The sequence below is a fragment of the Candidatus Methylomirabilota bacterium genome (assembly GCA_035764725.1).
Lineage (GTDB): Bacteria > Methylomirabilota > Methylomirabilia > Rokubacteriales > CSP1-6 > DASRWT01.
Genome location: DASTYT010000058.1, coordinates 1 through 13,986, shown reverse-complemented (window position 1 = coordinate 13,986; position 13,986 = coordinate 1). Strand labels below are relative to the sequence as shown.

Here is a 13,986-nt window from a genome sequence, read left to right as displayed (position 1 = left end):
CCCCGCGCCTGCGCGTGGACTTCCAGCGCATGCAGGGGCTGCGCTACGGCGAGAACCCCCACCAGTCGGCGGCCTTCTACCGGCCCGCCGGTCCGCCCATGGGCCTCGCCGCCTCCCAGCAGCTCCACGGGCCCGAGCTGTCCTACAACAACCTCCTCGACTGGTCGGCCGCGCTGGGGCTTCTGCTGGAGTGGAGCGAACCCGCCGCGGTGGTGATCAAGCACACCAATCCCTGCGGCGTGGCGGTGGGCGCGTCGGTGGGGGAGGCGATGCGGCGCGCGAAGCAGTGCGATCCCGTGTCCATCTACGGCGGCATCGTGGGCGTCAACCGCAGCCTCGACATGGAGGTGGTCAAGGAGCTCTCTGGGATCCTGCTCGAGATCCTCTTCGCGCCCGACTACGAGCCCGACGCGCTGGAGGAGCTTCGCCGCACCAAGAAGAAGTGCCGCGTGTTCCAGCTCCCGTGTGCGCGGGCGGACTATCCCGCGCGCCTGGCCGAGATGCGCAGCGTGCTGGGCGGCCTCCTCGTGCAGGACGCGGATCTCACCGACCTCGACCCTGCCGAGCTCAAGATGGTGTCCCGGCGCGCGCCCACCGAGGCCGAGATGCGTGCGCTCCGCTTCGCCTGGCGCGTGGCCAAGCACGCCAAGTCCAACGCCATCGTGCTCACCACCGCGGAGCAGGTGGTCGGGGTGGGGGCGGGCCAGATGAACCGCGTGGACTCCGCACGCATCGCGGTGATGCGCGCGCGCGAGGTGGGGCTCGACACCAAGGGCACGGTGTGCGCGTCCGACGCCTTCTTCCCGTTCCGCGACGGGCTGGACGTGGTGGCGGCGGCGGGCGCGACCGCGGCGCTCCATCCCGGCGGCTCGGTGCGCGACGCGGAGGTGATCGCGGCCGCCGACGAGCATGGCATGGCGCTGGTCACCACCGGCATCCGCCACTTCAAGCACTAGCCGTCATCCCGGTGCCCACCGCCCATTCCGAGCGCGTCTTCAGCCTGCGGGAGCTCACCCGCCTCCTCCGGCTCACGCCCAAGCGCGCGCTGCAGCTCCGGCGGCTCGGGCTGCTCGACGCGGAGACCACCGGCTTCCGCTTCCGCGACGTGGTCGCGTGCCGCGTGGGCGCGGCGCTGCTGGATGCGGGGGCGAGCGTGCGCCAGGTGCGCGAGGCCCTCGCCGGGGCCCGCCGTCTGGCGCCCGAGTCGGACTCGCCTCTCGCCGAGGTGCGGCTCTCCGTGGAGGGGCAGCGCATCATCGTGGCGCAGGATCAGCTCCGCTTCGACGCCCGCACCGGCCAGGCGCTGCTGGACTTCCCCGCGCTCGAGCTGGAGCGGGAGACGCGCGAGTCGCTGGCGTGGGGCCGCGTGCGCCCCATGATTCCGCCCAGCGATGCTGCCGAGATCTGGTTCTCGCGCGCCTCCGAGTGGGACGACGATCCCGAGCGCTGGGAGGCGGCGGTGGACGCCTACCAGCGGGTGCTCGCGGTGGATCCCGGCTACGCGGCGGCGTGGAACAACATGGGTCTGCTTCAGCACCGGATGGGCCACTACGAGAAGGCAAGGGAGTGCTATCGCTCGGCTCTCGCCGCCGACGCCACCTGCACCCAGGCCGCGTTCAACCTGGGCTCGCTGGGCGAGGACCTCGGCGACTTCCCCACCGCGGTGAACTGGTACCGCCGCGCGCTGGAGATGGATCCGGACTACGCGGACGCCCACTTCAACCTGGCCGGTGTGCTCGGCAAGATGGGCCGTAGCGCGGCCGCCGCCGTGCACTGGCGGAGGTATCTCGAGCTCGATCTCGGCAGCCCCTGGTCCCAGATCGCGCGTTCGCACCTCGAGGGCGGCGGGGCCGCCGACGACGAGGAGGACGCCGACCGGTGAAAGTGCTGGTCATCGGCTCGGGCGGGCGCGAGCACACCCTGACCTGGAAGCTCGCCCAGAGCCCGCGCGTGACGGCGCTGCTGGCCGCACCCGGCAACCCCGGCATCGCGCAGCACGCCCGGTGTCTCCCCATCAAGGAGGGCGAGATCGAGGCGCTCGTGGCCGCCGCCCTGCACGAGCGCGTGGACCTCACGGTGGTGGGGCCGGAGCTGCCGCTGTCGATCGGGCTGGCCGACCGCTTCCGCGAGTGCGGCCTCGCCGTGTTCGGTCCCAGCCAGGCGGCGGCACGGCTCGAGAGCAGCAAGGCCTTCGCCAAGGACCTCATGGCGCGCCACGGGATTCCCACCGCGCGCTTCCGGGCCTTCACCGAGGCCGGGCCCGCGCGCGCCTGGTGCCGGGAGCTCGGTGTGCCACTGGTCGTGAAGGCGGACGGCCTCGCCGCGGGCAAGGGCGTCATCATCTGTCGCGACCTGGCCGAGGCCGATGCCGCCGTCGCCCAGTGCCTGGACGAGCGCGCGTTCGGCGCCGCCGGGGCCAGCGTGGTCATCGAGGAGTTCATGGTCGGCGAGGAGGCGTCGTTCTTCGCCATCACCGACGGCGATGCCATCCTGCCGCTGGCCTCCGCCCAGGACCACAAGACCGTGTTCGACGGCGATCAGGGCCCGAACACGGGGGGCATGGGCGCCTACTCCCCGGCGCCGGTGATGGACGCGGGCGTGACGGAGCGGGCCATGGCCGAGATCGTGCGGCCCACCGTCGCCGCCATGGCCAAAGAGGGGACGCCGTTCGCGGGCTTTCTCTACGTGGGTCTCATGATCACGCGCCAGGGGCCGCGCGTGGTCGAGTTCAACTGCCGCTTCGGCGATCCCGAGTGCCAGGTCGTGATTCCGCGCCTCGCCGCCGATCTGCTGCCGCTCCTGGACGCGGTGGCTCGCGGCGCGAGCATTCCCGCGAGCGTGCCGTGGTCGCCGGAGACCTCGGTGTGCGTGGTGATGAGCTCGGGCGGCTATCCGGGCAGCTACGAGACCGGCCGGCCGATCAGGGGGGTGGCGGACGCGGAGGCGCTCTCCGGCGTGCGCGTGTTCCACGCGGGCACGGCGCTCCGCGACGGCGTGCTCGTCACCGCGGGCGGGCGCGTGCTCGGCGTCCAGGCCCTCGGTTCCGACGTGCGCGCCGCGGTGGACGCGGCCTACGCCGCCGTGGCGCACATCCATTTCGAGGGCGCGCACTTCCGGCGTGACATCGCGCGGAGGGCGCTCGCCCGGTGACCGTGATGAGGGTGGTTGATGCCGACCGCCCGGACCCCGAGGTGCTCGACGCGGCCGCGGCCGTGCTCAGGTCGGGTGGCACCGTGGCGTTTCCCACCGAGAGCTTCTACGGGCTGGGCGCCGACGCCCTGTCGCCGGAGGCGGTGCGGCGGGTGTTCCGCATCAAGGGCCGGCCCGAGTCCAAGCCCCTCCTCGTGCTCGTGGGCTCGATGGAGCGCGCGCTCGCACTGGTCGAGGGCGCGAGCCCCGGCGCCCGCGAGTTGATGGCGCGCCACTGGCCGGGCCCGCTGACGCTCGTGCTCCGGGCCGCTCCGCTGGTGCCCACCGAGGTGACGGCAGGCAGCGGCACCGTCGGCGTGCGCGTCCCGGGTCACGCGGTGGCGCTGGGGCTCGTGCGCTCGGCAGGGATGCCGCTGACCGCGCCCTCCGCCAATCCCAGCGGGAGCGCGCCGCCCACCCGCGCGGGCGAGGTCGCGGCGAGCTTCGGGGAGGCGGTGGACTTCATCCTGGATGCCGGAGCCACCGCCGGCGGCGCCGGGTCCACGCTCGCCGATTGCACGGTGTGGCCGCCCCGCATACTCCGTCAGGGACCGATACACTTGTGAGTCTCGCGATCACCGGTGTCATCCAGGCGGGCGGCAAGAGCACGCGCATGGGGGGCGAGCCCAAGGCCCTCATGGAGCTGGGCGGCCGCCCGATCGTCGCGCGCGTGCTCGACGTCGTGCGCCAGGTCACGGAGCGCGTGCTGCTTGTCACCAACACGCCCGATCTCTACGCGTTCCTCGGGCTCCCCATGGTGCCGGACCTCTTCCCGGAGGGCGGGTCGCTCGGGGGCATCTATTCCGGCCTGCGCGCGGCGCCGGGGGATGCCGCGTTCACCGTCGCGTGCGACATGCCGTTCCTCTCCGAGCCGGTAGCGCGCCTGGTGCTGGCCCGCGCCGGCGAGGCCGACGTGGTGGCCCCGCGCATCGGCGAGCAGTGGGAGACGCTTCACGCCTGCTACGGCAAGGCGTGCCTGGCTCCGATGGAGCGGCGCCTCCGCGAGGGTCGGCTCCGCATCACCGGCTTCTTCGAGGAGGTCCGCGTGCTCGCGATCACGGAAGCGGAGGTCGCGGCGGTGGGCGACCCGGCGCGCGTGTTCATGAACGTCAACACCCCCGACGAGCTGGCGCGGGCCCGTGTCCTCGCTGCCGACGCCCGGAGCTAGCGCCGTGGACCCCCGCGCCGCCGGGCTCGGCCTCACCTCGATCGAGGAGATCAACGCGCTCCCGCGCGAGATGGCCGAGGCGCTCTATCTCCGTCTCGTGCCGGGGGAGCTGCTGCGGCGGCTCGAGATCAGCCCCAGCACGCTGTGCCGCCCGGACGGCGCCCGCCTCGTGCGCATCACCGCGCCGGAGGACCGGCCGTGGGCGCGTGTCGAGGTGCGCTCGGCGCCCGGCGATCCGGACCCCACGCTCCTGGTGGACGTCGAGATGTCGTCGATGTCGGTGCCCGAGCTCGCCTTCGTGCAGATCAACGATCCCGCCGCGCCCCGCTACGGGATCGACCGCGATCCCGACGGCAAGGACACGCTGTTCGGCACCGCCTCGCGGAACTTCGCCGAAGAGGAGCGCGCGCAGCGCGACGGGCTCGCCCCCGGCCAGGTCCGCCGGGGCCTGCGGCTGCTCGCGCGGGTGCTCCAGTGCATGGAGGGATTCTGCGGGTTGATCGGCAAGGACCTCTATCTGATCGACCCCCTCTTCTACCACTCGGCCATCATCTACGAGCGCCATGGCTGCGGCTACATCATGGGGCGCGAGGTCATGGAGTTCATCCACGATCAGTTCGCCCAGACGGGCGCGCTGACGCGGGGGCTGAACGGTTCGACGCCGTTCCGTGCGGCAGGCGCGGGCCTCACCGTCCGCGGCCGGAGCTGGGCCCTCCACGACGGCGTCGCCGGCCAGGTATGGGGCGGCGTGAAGATGTACAAGGCGTCTGGCCGCCACGCCGGCGTGAACACGTTTCCCGGCGGCTTATACTAGCCCGGTGGGAAAGTCGAAGAAGCCCGCGCACGCGCGCGTGCGCAAGCCGATGCCGCGGAAGCCTCCCAAGGTCGAGGTGCCGAAGACCGTCTACCGACGCCGGCCCAAGCATCCCCGTTCGCCCGAGGCCGAGTGATGGCGGAGCCGGCGCGGCCGCGCGTGGTGGTGGTCCACTACCACGAGATCAGCCTCAAGCGGGGCAATCGCCCGCTCTTCCTCCGGCGCCTCCAGGAGAGCCTGCTCCGCGCGCTCGCCGATCTCCCGCCGGTGCGCGTGGAGCAGCTCACCGGGCGCATCGTGCTCCACCTCGATCCGGCGGTGGACGCGGAGGCGGCCGCCGAGCGCATCGGCCGCGTGTTCGGCGTCGCCAACTATGCTCTCGCCGAGCACACCACGCCGGACATGGATGCGCTGCGCCGGGCGGTGGATCGCGTCACCGAGGGCCGGCGCTTCGCCTCATTCCGCATCACCGCGCGGCGGGCCTTCAAGACCCAGCCGCTGTCTTCGCTGGAGATGAATCGAGAGCTGGGCGCGCACGTGCTCTCGCGCCACCCCGTCCGGGTGAGCCTCGAGCACCCCGAGCTGAACGTCCACGTCGAGGCGCTGCCCGGCCGGGCGTTCGTCTACGGCGATAGGCGCCCGGGTCCGGGCGGCCTTCCGGTGGGCGCGAGTGGCACGGTGGCCGCGCTGCTCTCCGGCGGCATCGACTCGCCGGTGGCGGCGTGGCGGCTCATGAAGCGCGGCTGTCGGGTGGTCTTCGTCCACTTCCACAGCGTGCCGTACCTGCCGGACGTCTCGCCGGGCAAGGCCCGCGAGCTCGTCCGCCGTCTGACCGCCTGGCAGTACGACTCCCGGCTCTATCTCGTGCCCTTTGGGGAGATACAGCGTGCGGTCGTGCTCGGCGTGCCCGGTCCGGCGCGGGTGGTGATCTACCGGCGGCTCATGCTCCGGATCGCCGAGGCGCTGGCCCGCCGCACGGGCGCCCTCGCCCTCGTCACGGGCGAGAGCGTGGGGCAGGTGGCCTCGCAGACCTTGCACAACCTCGCGCGCGTGGACGAGGTGGCCGATCTGCCCGTGCTGCGCCCCCTCATCGGGATGGATAAGCTCGAGATCACCGCGCAGGCGGAAGCCATCGGCACCTTCGAGGTCTCCATCGAGCCCGACGCCGACTGCTGCACGCTGTTCGTGCCCAAGCACCCGGGCACGCGGATCAGCCGGGAGGAAGTCCTGGCCTTCGAGAGCCGCCTGGAGATCGCCGGCCTGGTGGCCCAGGGCGTGGAGGGCGCCAGCCTGGAGACCTTCGACTTCCCCGTCGGCGCTGGACCGCTCCGCCCGATTCCCGCGCGCGCCGGTCGCGGAGGGCTGCCCGGGCGGTGAGCGTCGCACTGACCTTTCTCGGCGCCGCCGAGACCGTCACCGGCTCGCGGCACCTCCTCGAGTCCGACCGGGCGCGCGTGCTGCTCGATTGCGGCTTGTTTCAGGGCTTGAAGGCGCTCCGTGCGCGCAACTGGCAGGCGCCTCCCCTCGAGCCCGCGCGACTGGACGCGGTGGTGCTGAGCCACGCCCACATCGACCACTCGGGCTATCTCCCGCGGCTCGTGCGCGCGGGCTTCACGGGACCCGTGTATTGCACGCCCGCCACCGCCGATCTCCTCCGCGTGATGCTGCCCGATGCCGCGCATCTCCAGGAGGAGGAGGCGGCGTTCGCGAATCGCCACGGCACCTCCCGCCACACGCCCGCGCTGCCGCTGTTCACGGTGGACGACGCCGCGCGGACGCTGCGTCAGCTCCGCACCGCCGACTTCGGCGCCGCCTTCGCGCCGGGCCCCGGCGTGGAGGCGCGCTTCACGCACTCCGGCCACATCCTGGGTGCCGGGCTCGTCGAGTGCCGGCTGGGCGGGCGCCTCGTGGTCTTCTCCGGCGACCTCGGGCGCTACGACGTGCCGATCATGCGCGACCCCGACCCGGTCGGGGAAGCCGACGTGCTGCTGCTCGAGTCCACGTACGGCGATCGCCTCCACGAGCACGACGATCGCCGCGACCGCTTGGTCGGCGCGGTACGGCGCGCGGTGGACGGGCGCGGCTGGCTCCTCATCCCGGCCTTCGCGGTCGGCCGCGCGCAGGAGGTGCTGTTCGACCTGCGCCAGCTCGAGGAGGCTGGGCGCATCCCATCGCTCCCGGTGTTCCTCGACAGCCCCATGGCCATCGAGGCCCTCGCCATCTACGCGCGGCATCTCGAAGAGCAGGACGAGGCGCTCCGGCGTGAGGTGGCCGCGCGGACCAAGCCGTACGCGCCGCGGCGCTTCGAGGTCACGAAGACGGTCGATGACTCCAAGCGGCTCAACGACGCGCCGGCGCCGGGCATCATCCTGGCCGGGAGCGGCATGGCGACCGGCGGCCGCATCCTCCACCACTTCCGGCGCCTCCTGCCCGACCCTCGGACCACGGTGCTGTTCGTGGGGTATCAGGCGGCCGGCACGCGTGGCCGCCTCCTGAGGGACGGGGCCCGCGAGCTCCGGATGTTCGGCGAGATGGTTCCGGTGCGCGCCACCATCCTCGCCAGCGACGCCTATTCGGCCCACGCCGACCGGTCCGAGATCCTCCGCTGGCTCGATGGCTTTCGTCACCCGCCCGGCATGACCTACCTCGTCCACGGCGAGGCGGGCGCGGCGGAAGCCCTCCGTCAGGACGTGGCGGCGCGGGGCTGGCGGGTGGCCGTCGCGCGAGACGGCCAGCGTGTCGACGTCTGAGAAGCGACGGAAACACCATATCTAGCGCCTTCTTGACACTGCAACGCCACAGAGCGTAAGGTAGGGCCGCATGCTCGCCATCGCGCTCGGAGCCGATCACGCCGGGTGGGAGCTCAAGGAAGCCTGCAAGGCCTGGCTCATCGACCAGGGCCATCAGGTCCTCGACTTCGGCACGCACTCGCCCGAATCGGTCGACTATCCCGACTACGCCGCCCAGGTGGGCGAGGCGGTCGCGGTGGGCAAGGTCGATCGCGGGGTCCTTGTCTGCGGCACCGGCATCGGCATGGCGATCGCCGCCAACAAGCTGCCGGGTGTGCGGGCCGCCGCCTGCTTCGACACGTTCACCGCGCGCATGAGCCGCGAGCACAACGACGCGAACGTCCTTTGCCTGGGCGCGCGCCTCACCGGCCGCGAGCTCGCGCTCGAGATCCTGAGCCTCTGGGTGGCGACCCCCTTCGCAGGCGACCGTCACGCGCGCCGCGTGGGGAAGATCGTCGCGCTCGAGCAGCGCCTGCGCGGCGAGCGCTGCGGATAGGGCCACGGAGGGCCCGGGGATGAGCCACCTGGAGCAGGTCGACCCCGAGATCGCGAAGGCGATTCGCGGCGAGACCGAGCGCCAGGTGCGCAACCTCGAGCTGATCGCCTCGGAGAACTTCGTCTCCGAAGCGGTGCTGGAGGCGGTGGGCTCCGTCCTCACTAACAAGTACGCCGAGGGCTATCCAGGCAAGCGCTACTACGGCGGCTGCGAGATGGTCGACGTGGTCGAGGAGCTCGCCATCGCGCGCGCCAAGGAGCTGTTCGGGGCGGAGCATGTCAACGTGCAGCCGCACTCGGGGTCGCAGGCCAACATGGCCGTGTACATGACCCTGCTCAAGCCCGGCGACGTCGTGCTGGGGCCGAACCTCTCGCACGGCGGGCACCTCACCGCGGGCAGCCCCATGAATTTCTCGGGCAAGCTCTACACCATCGTGCCCTACGGGGTGCGCACGAGCGACGAGCGGATCGACATGGACCAGGTGCGCGACCTGGCCCGGCAGCATCGCCCCAAGCTCATCATCGCCGGCGGCTCCGCGTTCCCGCGGGCGATCGAGTTCAAGCCCTTCGGCCAGATCGCCGAGGATGTGGGCGCCGCCTTCATGGCCGACATCGCCCACACCGCGGGGCTGGTGGCGGCCGGCCTGCATCCCACGCCCGTGCCCTACGCGGACTTCGTCACGACCACCACACACAAGACGCTGCGCGGGCCGCGCGGCGGCATGGTGATGTGCCGAGCCGCGCACGCCAAGGACCTCGACCGCGTGGTCCTGCCCGGCATACAGGGCGGGCCGCTGATGCACGTGATCGCGGCGAAGGCGGTGGCCTTCCGCGAGGCCCAGACGCCGGCATGGCGCGCCTATCAGCGGCAGATCGTGAAGAACGCGAAGGCGCTCGCGGAGGCCATGGCCGCGCGGGGCTTCCGGCTCGTCTCGGGGGGCACCGACACCCATCTCCTTCTCGTCGACCTCACGCCCAAGGGGGTCACCGGCAAGGATGCGCAGGAGGCGCTCGACCGCGCCTGGATCACGGTGAACAAGAACGGCATCCCCTTCGACACCAAGGGACCGATGGTCACCAGCGGCATCCGGATCGGCACGCCGGCGGTCACCACGCGTGGCATGAAGGAGCCCGAGATGGCGCAGATCGCGGGATTCATCGACCGCGTGCTCGGCACGCTCGGCGACGCCGCCACCGAAGCGGCGGTACGCACGGAGGTGCAGGCGCTCACGTCGCGGTTCCCCCTCTACCCGGAGCGGCTCCGCCCATGAAATGTCCCTTCTGCGGGCACACCGAGGATCGCGTGGTGGACTCCCGGGTGGGCCGGGACGGCGAGTTCATCCGCCGCCGGCGCGAATGTCTCAAGTGCCACCGGCGGTACACCACCTACGAGTACATCGAGGACGTGCTCCCGCACGTGGTGAAGCGCGACAACCGCCGCGAGCCGTTCGACCGCCAGAAGCTGCGCGGCTCGATCCTCAAGGCGTGCGAGAAGCGCTCCGTCGGCGTGCAGGCGGTGGACGACGTGGTGGCGGAGATCGAGGCCAAGCTCCACGAGCGCGCCGAGAAGGAGATCACCTCGAAGGAGCTGGGCGAGGTGGTCATGGAGCATCTCCAGAAGCTCGACCAGGTCGCCTACGTGCGCTTCGCCTCCGTCTACCGCCAGTTCAAGGACATCTCGCAGTTCATGGACGAGGTGAAGGGGCTCATCAAGGAAGGCGAGAAGGGCAAGGTCGCCAAGCCCGTCAAGGTCGCGCCTCGGCGCTGATCACCCAGCGCGCCTCGACGTCGGGGGAGACGCCGTGGATCTGTCCCGCCGAGACTTCATTCGCAACACCTCCATCGCCGCCAGCACCGCTGCCGGCGCCTCGCTGAGCGCCGCCGGGGCCGCGGACGCCGCGGCGCGGGCCGCCGTCCCCATGCAGGTGGCCCAGGGCGCGCCGGTGCCGCGCGGCTTCAATCCCGCCGATCCCGGGCTCAAGTACGAGCTCGTGATCGCCAACGGCGAGGTGCTGGACCCGAGCCAGCGGCTCCGGGGCCGCATGGACGTCGGGATCCGCTACGGCCAGATCGCCGCCGTCGCGTCGAGCATCGCGCCCGACCGCGCCGTCCAGCGCATCGACGCGTCCGGGAAGCTCGTGACGCCCGGGCTCGTGGACCTGCACACGCATCTCGTGCCCCACCTGGGGCTCGGCCTTCCCGCCGACGAGCTCGTGCCGATCACCGCCACCACCACCGCGGTGTCGGCGGGCGACTGCGGCTGGCACACCTTCGGCGCGTTCAAGCATCTCGCGGTGGCCCAGTCGCGCACGCGGCTCTACGGCTTCGTGCACATCGCGAGCATCGGGCTGGCGGGCGGGTTGGCGCCGGGCGAGATGCTCAACATCGACTACGCGAACGTGGACGGCGCGGCCAAGGCGGTCGCGGAGAACCCGGACCTCGTGCTGGGCGTGAAGGTGCGCATCACGGACTCCGTGGTCGGCCAGAACGGCCTCGAGCCGCTCCGTCGGGCGATCCGGGCCGCCGAGCAGGCGGGGAAGTGGGCCCGGGTGATGTGCCACATCGGGGCGGCGCCGGGCAATCTCGCCGACCTCCTGGATCTCCTGCGCCCCGGCGACATCCTCACCCATTCCTACAGCGGGGCGGGGAACAACACCGTGCAGAACGGCCAGCTCCTCCCCGCCGCTCGCGCGGCGAAGCAGCGTGGCGTGGTCATCGACGTGGGGCACGGCGGAGGGAGCTTCGACTTCACGGTGTGCGAGCCCGCCATGCAGCAGGGCTTCACCCCCGACACCATCTCGAGCGACATCCATGCCGTGAGCATCAACACGCCGGGCTATCCGACCCTGCCGTGGGTCATGTCCAAGTTCCTCGCCCTCGGCATGTCGCTGGAAGACGTGGTGGCCAAGGCGACGGTGGAGCCCGCCAAGATCATCGGCAAGGTGCCCGGGCTCGGCACGCTGCAGGTGGGCGCGCCTGCGGATGTGGCCATCTTCGACTATGTGGACGGCCCGGTGGAGTTCGTGGACACGCGCAACAACCGGCGCAGCGGTACCAAGAAGCTGGTCCCGGTGCTGACGGTGCGCGCGGGCCGGCCGTACGGCCGCCCGCCGCTCCCTGTGCCGTTCGTCTACTAGGCCGCGGCCCTACTTCGACGTCGCCAGCACCACACCCGCGGTGGCCCGTACGCGCGGCCTGCGTCATGGGGACAATGGGAGTTGTGCTGAGATGGTTCGGCCCTGCCGGGATGGGGCCGACAGGGCCGAGCGCCGGGACTCAGGCGCCTTACTTCTTCTTCTTCTTTGCCGCCTTCTTCTTCGCCATCGTGTCACCTCCCTCCCGATCCGCGCGCGTCGTGCGGTGTTAGGACAGTTCGGACTGTAAGGGCGTGAAAAAATCGTGTCAAGGACAAAATACACCAGGAGGGGGTATCAGCCGGCCCGGCGACTACATCTAGGGGGTACGGTTACTCCTGGACGTGCGATGGTCTCCGCTCGTCGCGACGCTTGACGAACTCGCGATTGAGCGGCACGCCTTTCTTGCACAGCGGGCACGCCTCCGGCGGATAGGTGGGGAAGTCGCGGCTCACGAGGCTGAAGATGGGCTTGCCGTCCACCTCCGCGCGCTTGGTGCGGCGCCACAGCGCGCCGATGCCCACGATCTGCCCCCCCAGACTTTCCACGAGCTCGGTGAGCAGGCGCACGGTGGCGCCCGAGGAGACGAGGTCCTCCACCACGAGCACCTTGGTGCCGGGCCGGATGAGCCGGTGGAATTCCACGGGCAGGCTCACGCGCCGCTTGCCCCCGCTCACGCCCTTGGTGCCGTACATGACGGTGGGCCGCGAGGGATGCGCGCGCGCCACGCAGTGCGAGAGGATGAGCGCACCGGGCCCGGTGGACAGCACGACGTCGATGGGCCACTGCGCGTAGTGCTTGGCGATCACCGCGCCCAGACCCTCGGTGAACGAAGGCTCGGTGGTGACGAGCGTCTTCTCGATGTACTCCGTCGTGTGCTGGCCCGACGGGAGGAGGATGTGGTCGTTGGCGTGATACGCCCCGGTGCGCTTGAGGATCTCGAGATGGATCTTCTCGCGGACCTCGGCATCCATGGCCTCGGTGTCCCGGCGCGGCGGCGGGGTCATTCGGTGCTCCTTTGTGGTGGGGTAGCGGTCAGAATGGCCATCGGGGCGCTTCCTTGTCAACCCCAAAGATCCACGAGTACACTGGCCCCCGCATGAGGATCCTGGCCCTCGAGTCCGCCACCCTCGCCGGCGGCGCAGCGCTCCTGGATGGCGAGCGGCTCATCGCCGAGACCACGCTGTCGATCGCGCTCACGCATTCCGAGCGAATGATGGCGGTGGTGGACCGCCTGCTCGCCGACTCCGGCTGGACTCCGCGGCAGCTCGAGGGCCTGGCCGTCTCGGTGGGGCCGGGCTCGTTCACGGGTCTGCGCGTCGGCATCGCCACCGCGAAGGGCCTGGCCCTCGCCTTGAGTCTTCCCGTCGCGCCCGTGCCGACCCTCGACGCGCTCGCCGCGACGCTCCCGTTCGCGGACGCCCCGGTGTGCCCGCTCCTCGATGCGCGCAAGGGCGAAGTCTACTGCTCTCTCTACCGCTGGCAGGGCGGGGCGATGCGGCGCGAATGGGACTATCTCGCGATCGCGCCGGCGGAGGCGGCGGCGCGCCTCGTCGCGCCTGTCATCGTCCTGGGCGACGGCGTCGCCCCGTGCCGGCCGTATCTCGTGCGGCTCGGCGCCGGCGTCACGGAGGCGCCCCCCGCGCGCCGGCTGCCATCGCCCGGTGTGGTGGCCCAGCTCGGCCATGCCATGCTCGTCGCGGGGCGCGGCGTCGACGCGGAGGCGCTGGCGCCGCTCTACCTGCGCCCGTCCGAGGCGGAGCTGAAGGCGCGGCGCACGGCATGACCGCGGACCTGGCCCTGGCCCCGATGACGCTCGACGATCTCGACGAAGTGCTCGAGATCGAGCGCCTCTCGTTCAAGACGCCCTGGTCGCGCGCCGCCTTCCGCTACGAGATCGCGCAGAACCGCGTGGCCCGCTGCCTCGTCGTGCGCGCGGACGGCGCGGTCGCCGGCTATCTGTGCCTCTGGGAGATCGGCCACGAGATCCACGTCACCAATCTCGCCGTGCATCCGCACCGGCGCGGGCAGGGGCTGGCGCGCGCGCTCCTCCACGCCATGCTCGAGGACGGCCGCTCGCGCGGCGTGACGCTGGCCTTTCTCGAGGTGCGGCCCAGCAACACCGAGGCCCTCGGGCTCTACGAGAGCCTTGGGTTCTCGGTGATCGGTCGCCGCAAAGGCTACTACTTCGACACCGGCGAGGACGCGCTCGTCATGGAGACCCGCCTGGTCGGGGTCCGTTCCACCGGCACCTGATGGCGCGACGCTCGCCCGCCCGGGCCGGGAACTAGCGGCCCCGATCGGCAGTTACGGGAGAGAATTCATGAGGTCCGTCCTTGTCCTCTTTTCCCTGCTCACGATGGTCGTGCCGGCGGGGGCGCAAGCGCCCAGCGCCGC

The 13,986-nt window shown here is 71.6% G+C and carries 16 protein-coding genes; 15 read left to right on the top strand and 1 reads right to left on the bottom strand.

The window, feature by feature from the left end:
* The 13 genes from purH to VFX14_10845 all read left to right on the top strand — a co-directional run.
* A partial coding sequence (gene purH / locus VFX14_10905) for a bifunctional phosphoribosylaminoimidazolecarboxamide formyltransferase/IMP cyclohydrolase (protein HEU5190189.1) occupies positions 1-956 on the top strand: 956 nt, incomplete at its 5' end.
* A gap of 11 nt (positions 957-967) precedes the next feature.
* Positions 968-1,882: a tetratricopeptide repeat protein gene (locus VFX14_10900; protein HEU5190188.1), complete on the top strand. Its 915-nt coding sequence runs from the start codon at positions 968-970 to the stop codon at positions 1,880-1,882.
* A complete protein-coding gene (gene purD / locus VFX14_10895; protein HEU5190187.1) occupies positions 1,879-3,150 on the top strand; it encodes a phosphoribosylamine--glycine ligase in 1,272 nt (423 codons plus the stop codon). The genes VFX14_10900 and purD overlap by 4 nt, the downstream gene beginning before the upstream one ends.
* 5 nt (positions 3,151-3,155) lie before the next feature.
* Entirely contained in the window at positions 3,156-3,755 is a 600-nt protein-coding gene (locus VFX14_10890) for an L-threonylcarbamoyladenylate synthase (protein HEU5190186.1), read from the top strand.
* The gene (locus VFX14_10885; GenBank protein HEU5190185.1) at positions 3,752-4,357 is read left to right on the top strand and encodes a molybdenum cofactor guanylyltransferase; all 606 of its coding nucleotides are present in this window, start codon (positions 3,752-3,754) and stop codon (positions 4,355-4,357) included. Before VFX14_10890 ends, VFX14_10885 begins: the two co-directional genes overlap by 4 nt.
* A 4-nt stretch (positions 4,358-4,361) precedes the next feature.
* Positions 4,362-5,171 carry a hypothetical protein gene (locus VFX14_10880; GenBank protein ID HEU5190184.1) on the top strand — a complete coding sequence of 270 codons (810 nt, stop codon included), beginning with the start codon at positions 4,362-4,364 and terminating at the stop codon, positions 5,169-5,171.
* 4 nt (positions 5,172-5,175) lie between these two features.
* Complete coding sequence (locus tag VFX14_10875; protein HEU5190183.1) at positions 5,176-5,307, top strand: hypothetical protein; 132 nt, start codon at positions 5,176-5,178, stop codon at positions 5,305-5,307.
* Positions 5,307-6,548: a tRNA uracil 4-sulfurtransferase ThiI gene (gene thiI / locus VFX14_10870; protein ID HEU5190182.1), complete on the top strand. Its 1,242-nt coding sequence runs from the start codon at positions 5,307-5,309 to the stop codon at positions 6,546-6,548. The genes VFX14_10875 and thiI overlap by 1 nt, the downstream gene beginning before the upstream one ends.
* A complete protein-coding gene (locus tag VFX14_10865; protein ID HEU5190181.1) occupies positions 6,545-7,921 on the top strand; it encodes an MBL fold metallo-hydrolase in 1,377 nt (458 codons plus the stop codon). The genes thiI and VFX14_10865 overlap by 4 nt, the downstream gene beginning before the upstream one ends.
* A 70-nt stretch (positions 7,922-7,991) precedes the next feature.
* Complete coding sequence (gene rpiB, locus VFX14_10860) at positions 7,992-8,456, top strand: ribose 5-phosphate isomerase B (protein HEU5190180.1); 465 nt, start codon at positions 7,992-7,994, stop codon at positions 8,454-8,456.
* Positions 8,457-8,475: 19 nt separating this feature from the next.
* Complete coding sequence (gene glyA / locus VFX14_10855) at positions 8,476-9,726, top strand: serine hydroxymethyltransferase (GenBank protein ID HEU5190179.1); 1,251 nt, start codon at positions 8,476-8,478, stop codon at positions 9,724-9,726.
* Positions 9,723-10,223 carry a transcriptional regulator NrdR gene (nrdR, locus tag VFX14_10850; GenBank protein ID HEU5190178.1) on the top strand — a complete coding sequence of 167 codons (501 nt, stop codon included), beginning with the start codon at positions 9,723-9,725 and terminating at the stop codon, positions 10,221-10,223. The genes glyA and nrdR overlap by 4 nt, the downstream gene beginning before the upstream one ends.
* Before the next feature lie 34 nt (positions 10,224-10,257).
* Positions 10,258-11,592, top strand: a complete 1,335-nt coding sequence (locus tag VFX14_10845) for an amidohydrolase/deacetylase family metallohydrolase (GenBank protein HEU5190177.1) — start codon at positions 10,258-10,260, stop codon at positions 11,590-11,592.
* A 329-nt stretch (positions 11,593-11,921) separates the two neighbouring features.
* Here the strand turns inward: VFX14_10845 and VFX14_10840 are convergent, their stop codons facing one another.
* Positions 11,922-12,596 (bottom strand): phosphoribosyltransferase family protein, encoded by a 675-nt coding sequence (locus tag VFX14_10840; GenBank protein HEU5190176.1) that lies wholly within the window; start codon positions 12,594-12,596, stop codon positions 11,922-11,924.
* Between the two features lie 92 nt (positions 12,597-12,688).
* Here VFX14_10840 and tsaB point away from each other — a divergent pair, with 92 nt between their 5' ends.
* Both tsaB and rimI read left to right on the top strand, forming a co-directional pair.
* Positions 12,689-13,375 carry a tRNA (adenosine(37)-N6)-threonylcarbamoyltransferase complex dimerization subunit type 1 TsaB gene (gene tsaB / locus VFX14_10835; GenBank protein ID HEU5190175.1) on the top strand — a complete coding sequence of 229 codons (687 nt, stop codon included), beginning with the start codon at positions 12,689-12,691 and terminating at the stop codon, positions 13,373-13,375.
* Complete coding sequence (rimI, locus tag VFX14_10830; GenBank protein HEU5190174.1) at positions 13,372-13,845, top strand: ribosomal protein S18-alanine N-acetyltransferase; 474 nt, start codon at positions 13,372-13,374, stop codon at positions 13,843-13,845. The genes tsaB and rimI overlap by 4 nt, the downstream gene beginning before the upstream one ends.
* Positions 13,846-13,986: the final 141 nt, after the last annotated feature.

Excerpts from the sequence above, each read along its gene's own strand:
- rimI (HEU5190174.1), top strand. The coding sequence starts at position 13,372 with ATGACCGCGGACCTGGCCCTGGCCCCGATGACGCTCGACGATCTCGAC.
- thiI (HEU5190182.1), top strand. The coding sequence starts at position 5,307 with ATGGCGGAGCCGGCGCGGCCGCGCGTGGTGGTGGTCCACTACCACGAG.
- rpiB (HEU5190180.1), top strand. The coding sequence starts at position 7,992 with ATGCTCGCCATCGCGCTCGGAGCCGATCACGCCGGGTGGGAGCTCAAG.
- glyA (HEU5190179.1), top strand. The coding sequence starts at position 8,476 with ATGAGCCACCTGGAGCAGGTCGACCCCGAGATCGCGAAGGCGATTCGC.
- VFX14_10840 (HEU5190176.1), bottom strand. The coding sequence starts at position 12,596 with ATGACCCCGCCGCCGCGCCGGGACACCGAGGCCATGGATGCCGAGGTC.
- VFX14_10890 (HEU5190186.1), top strand. The coding sequence starts at position 3,156 with ATGAGGGTGGTTGATGCCGACCGCCCGGACCCCGAGGTGCTCGACGCG.
- tsaB (HEU5190175.1), top strand. The coding sequence starts at position 12,689 with ATGAGGATCCTGGCCCTCGAGTCCGCCACCCTCGCCGGCGGCGCAGCG.
- nrdR (HEU5190178.1), top strand. The coding sequence starts at position 9,723 with ATGAAATGTCCCTTCTGCGGGCACACCGAGGATCGCGTGGTGGACTCC.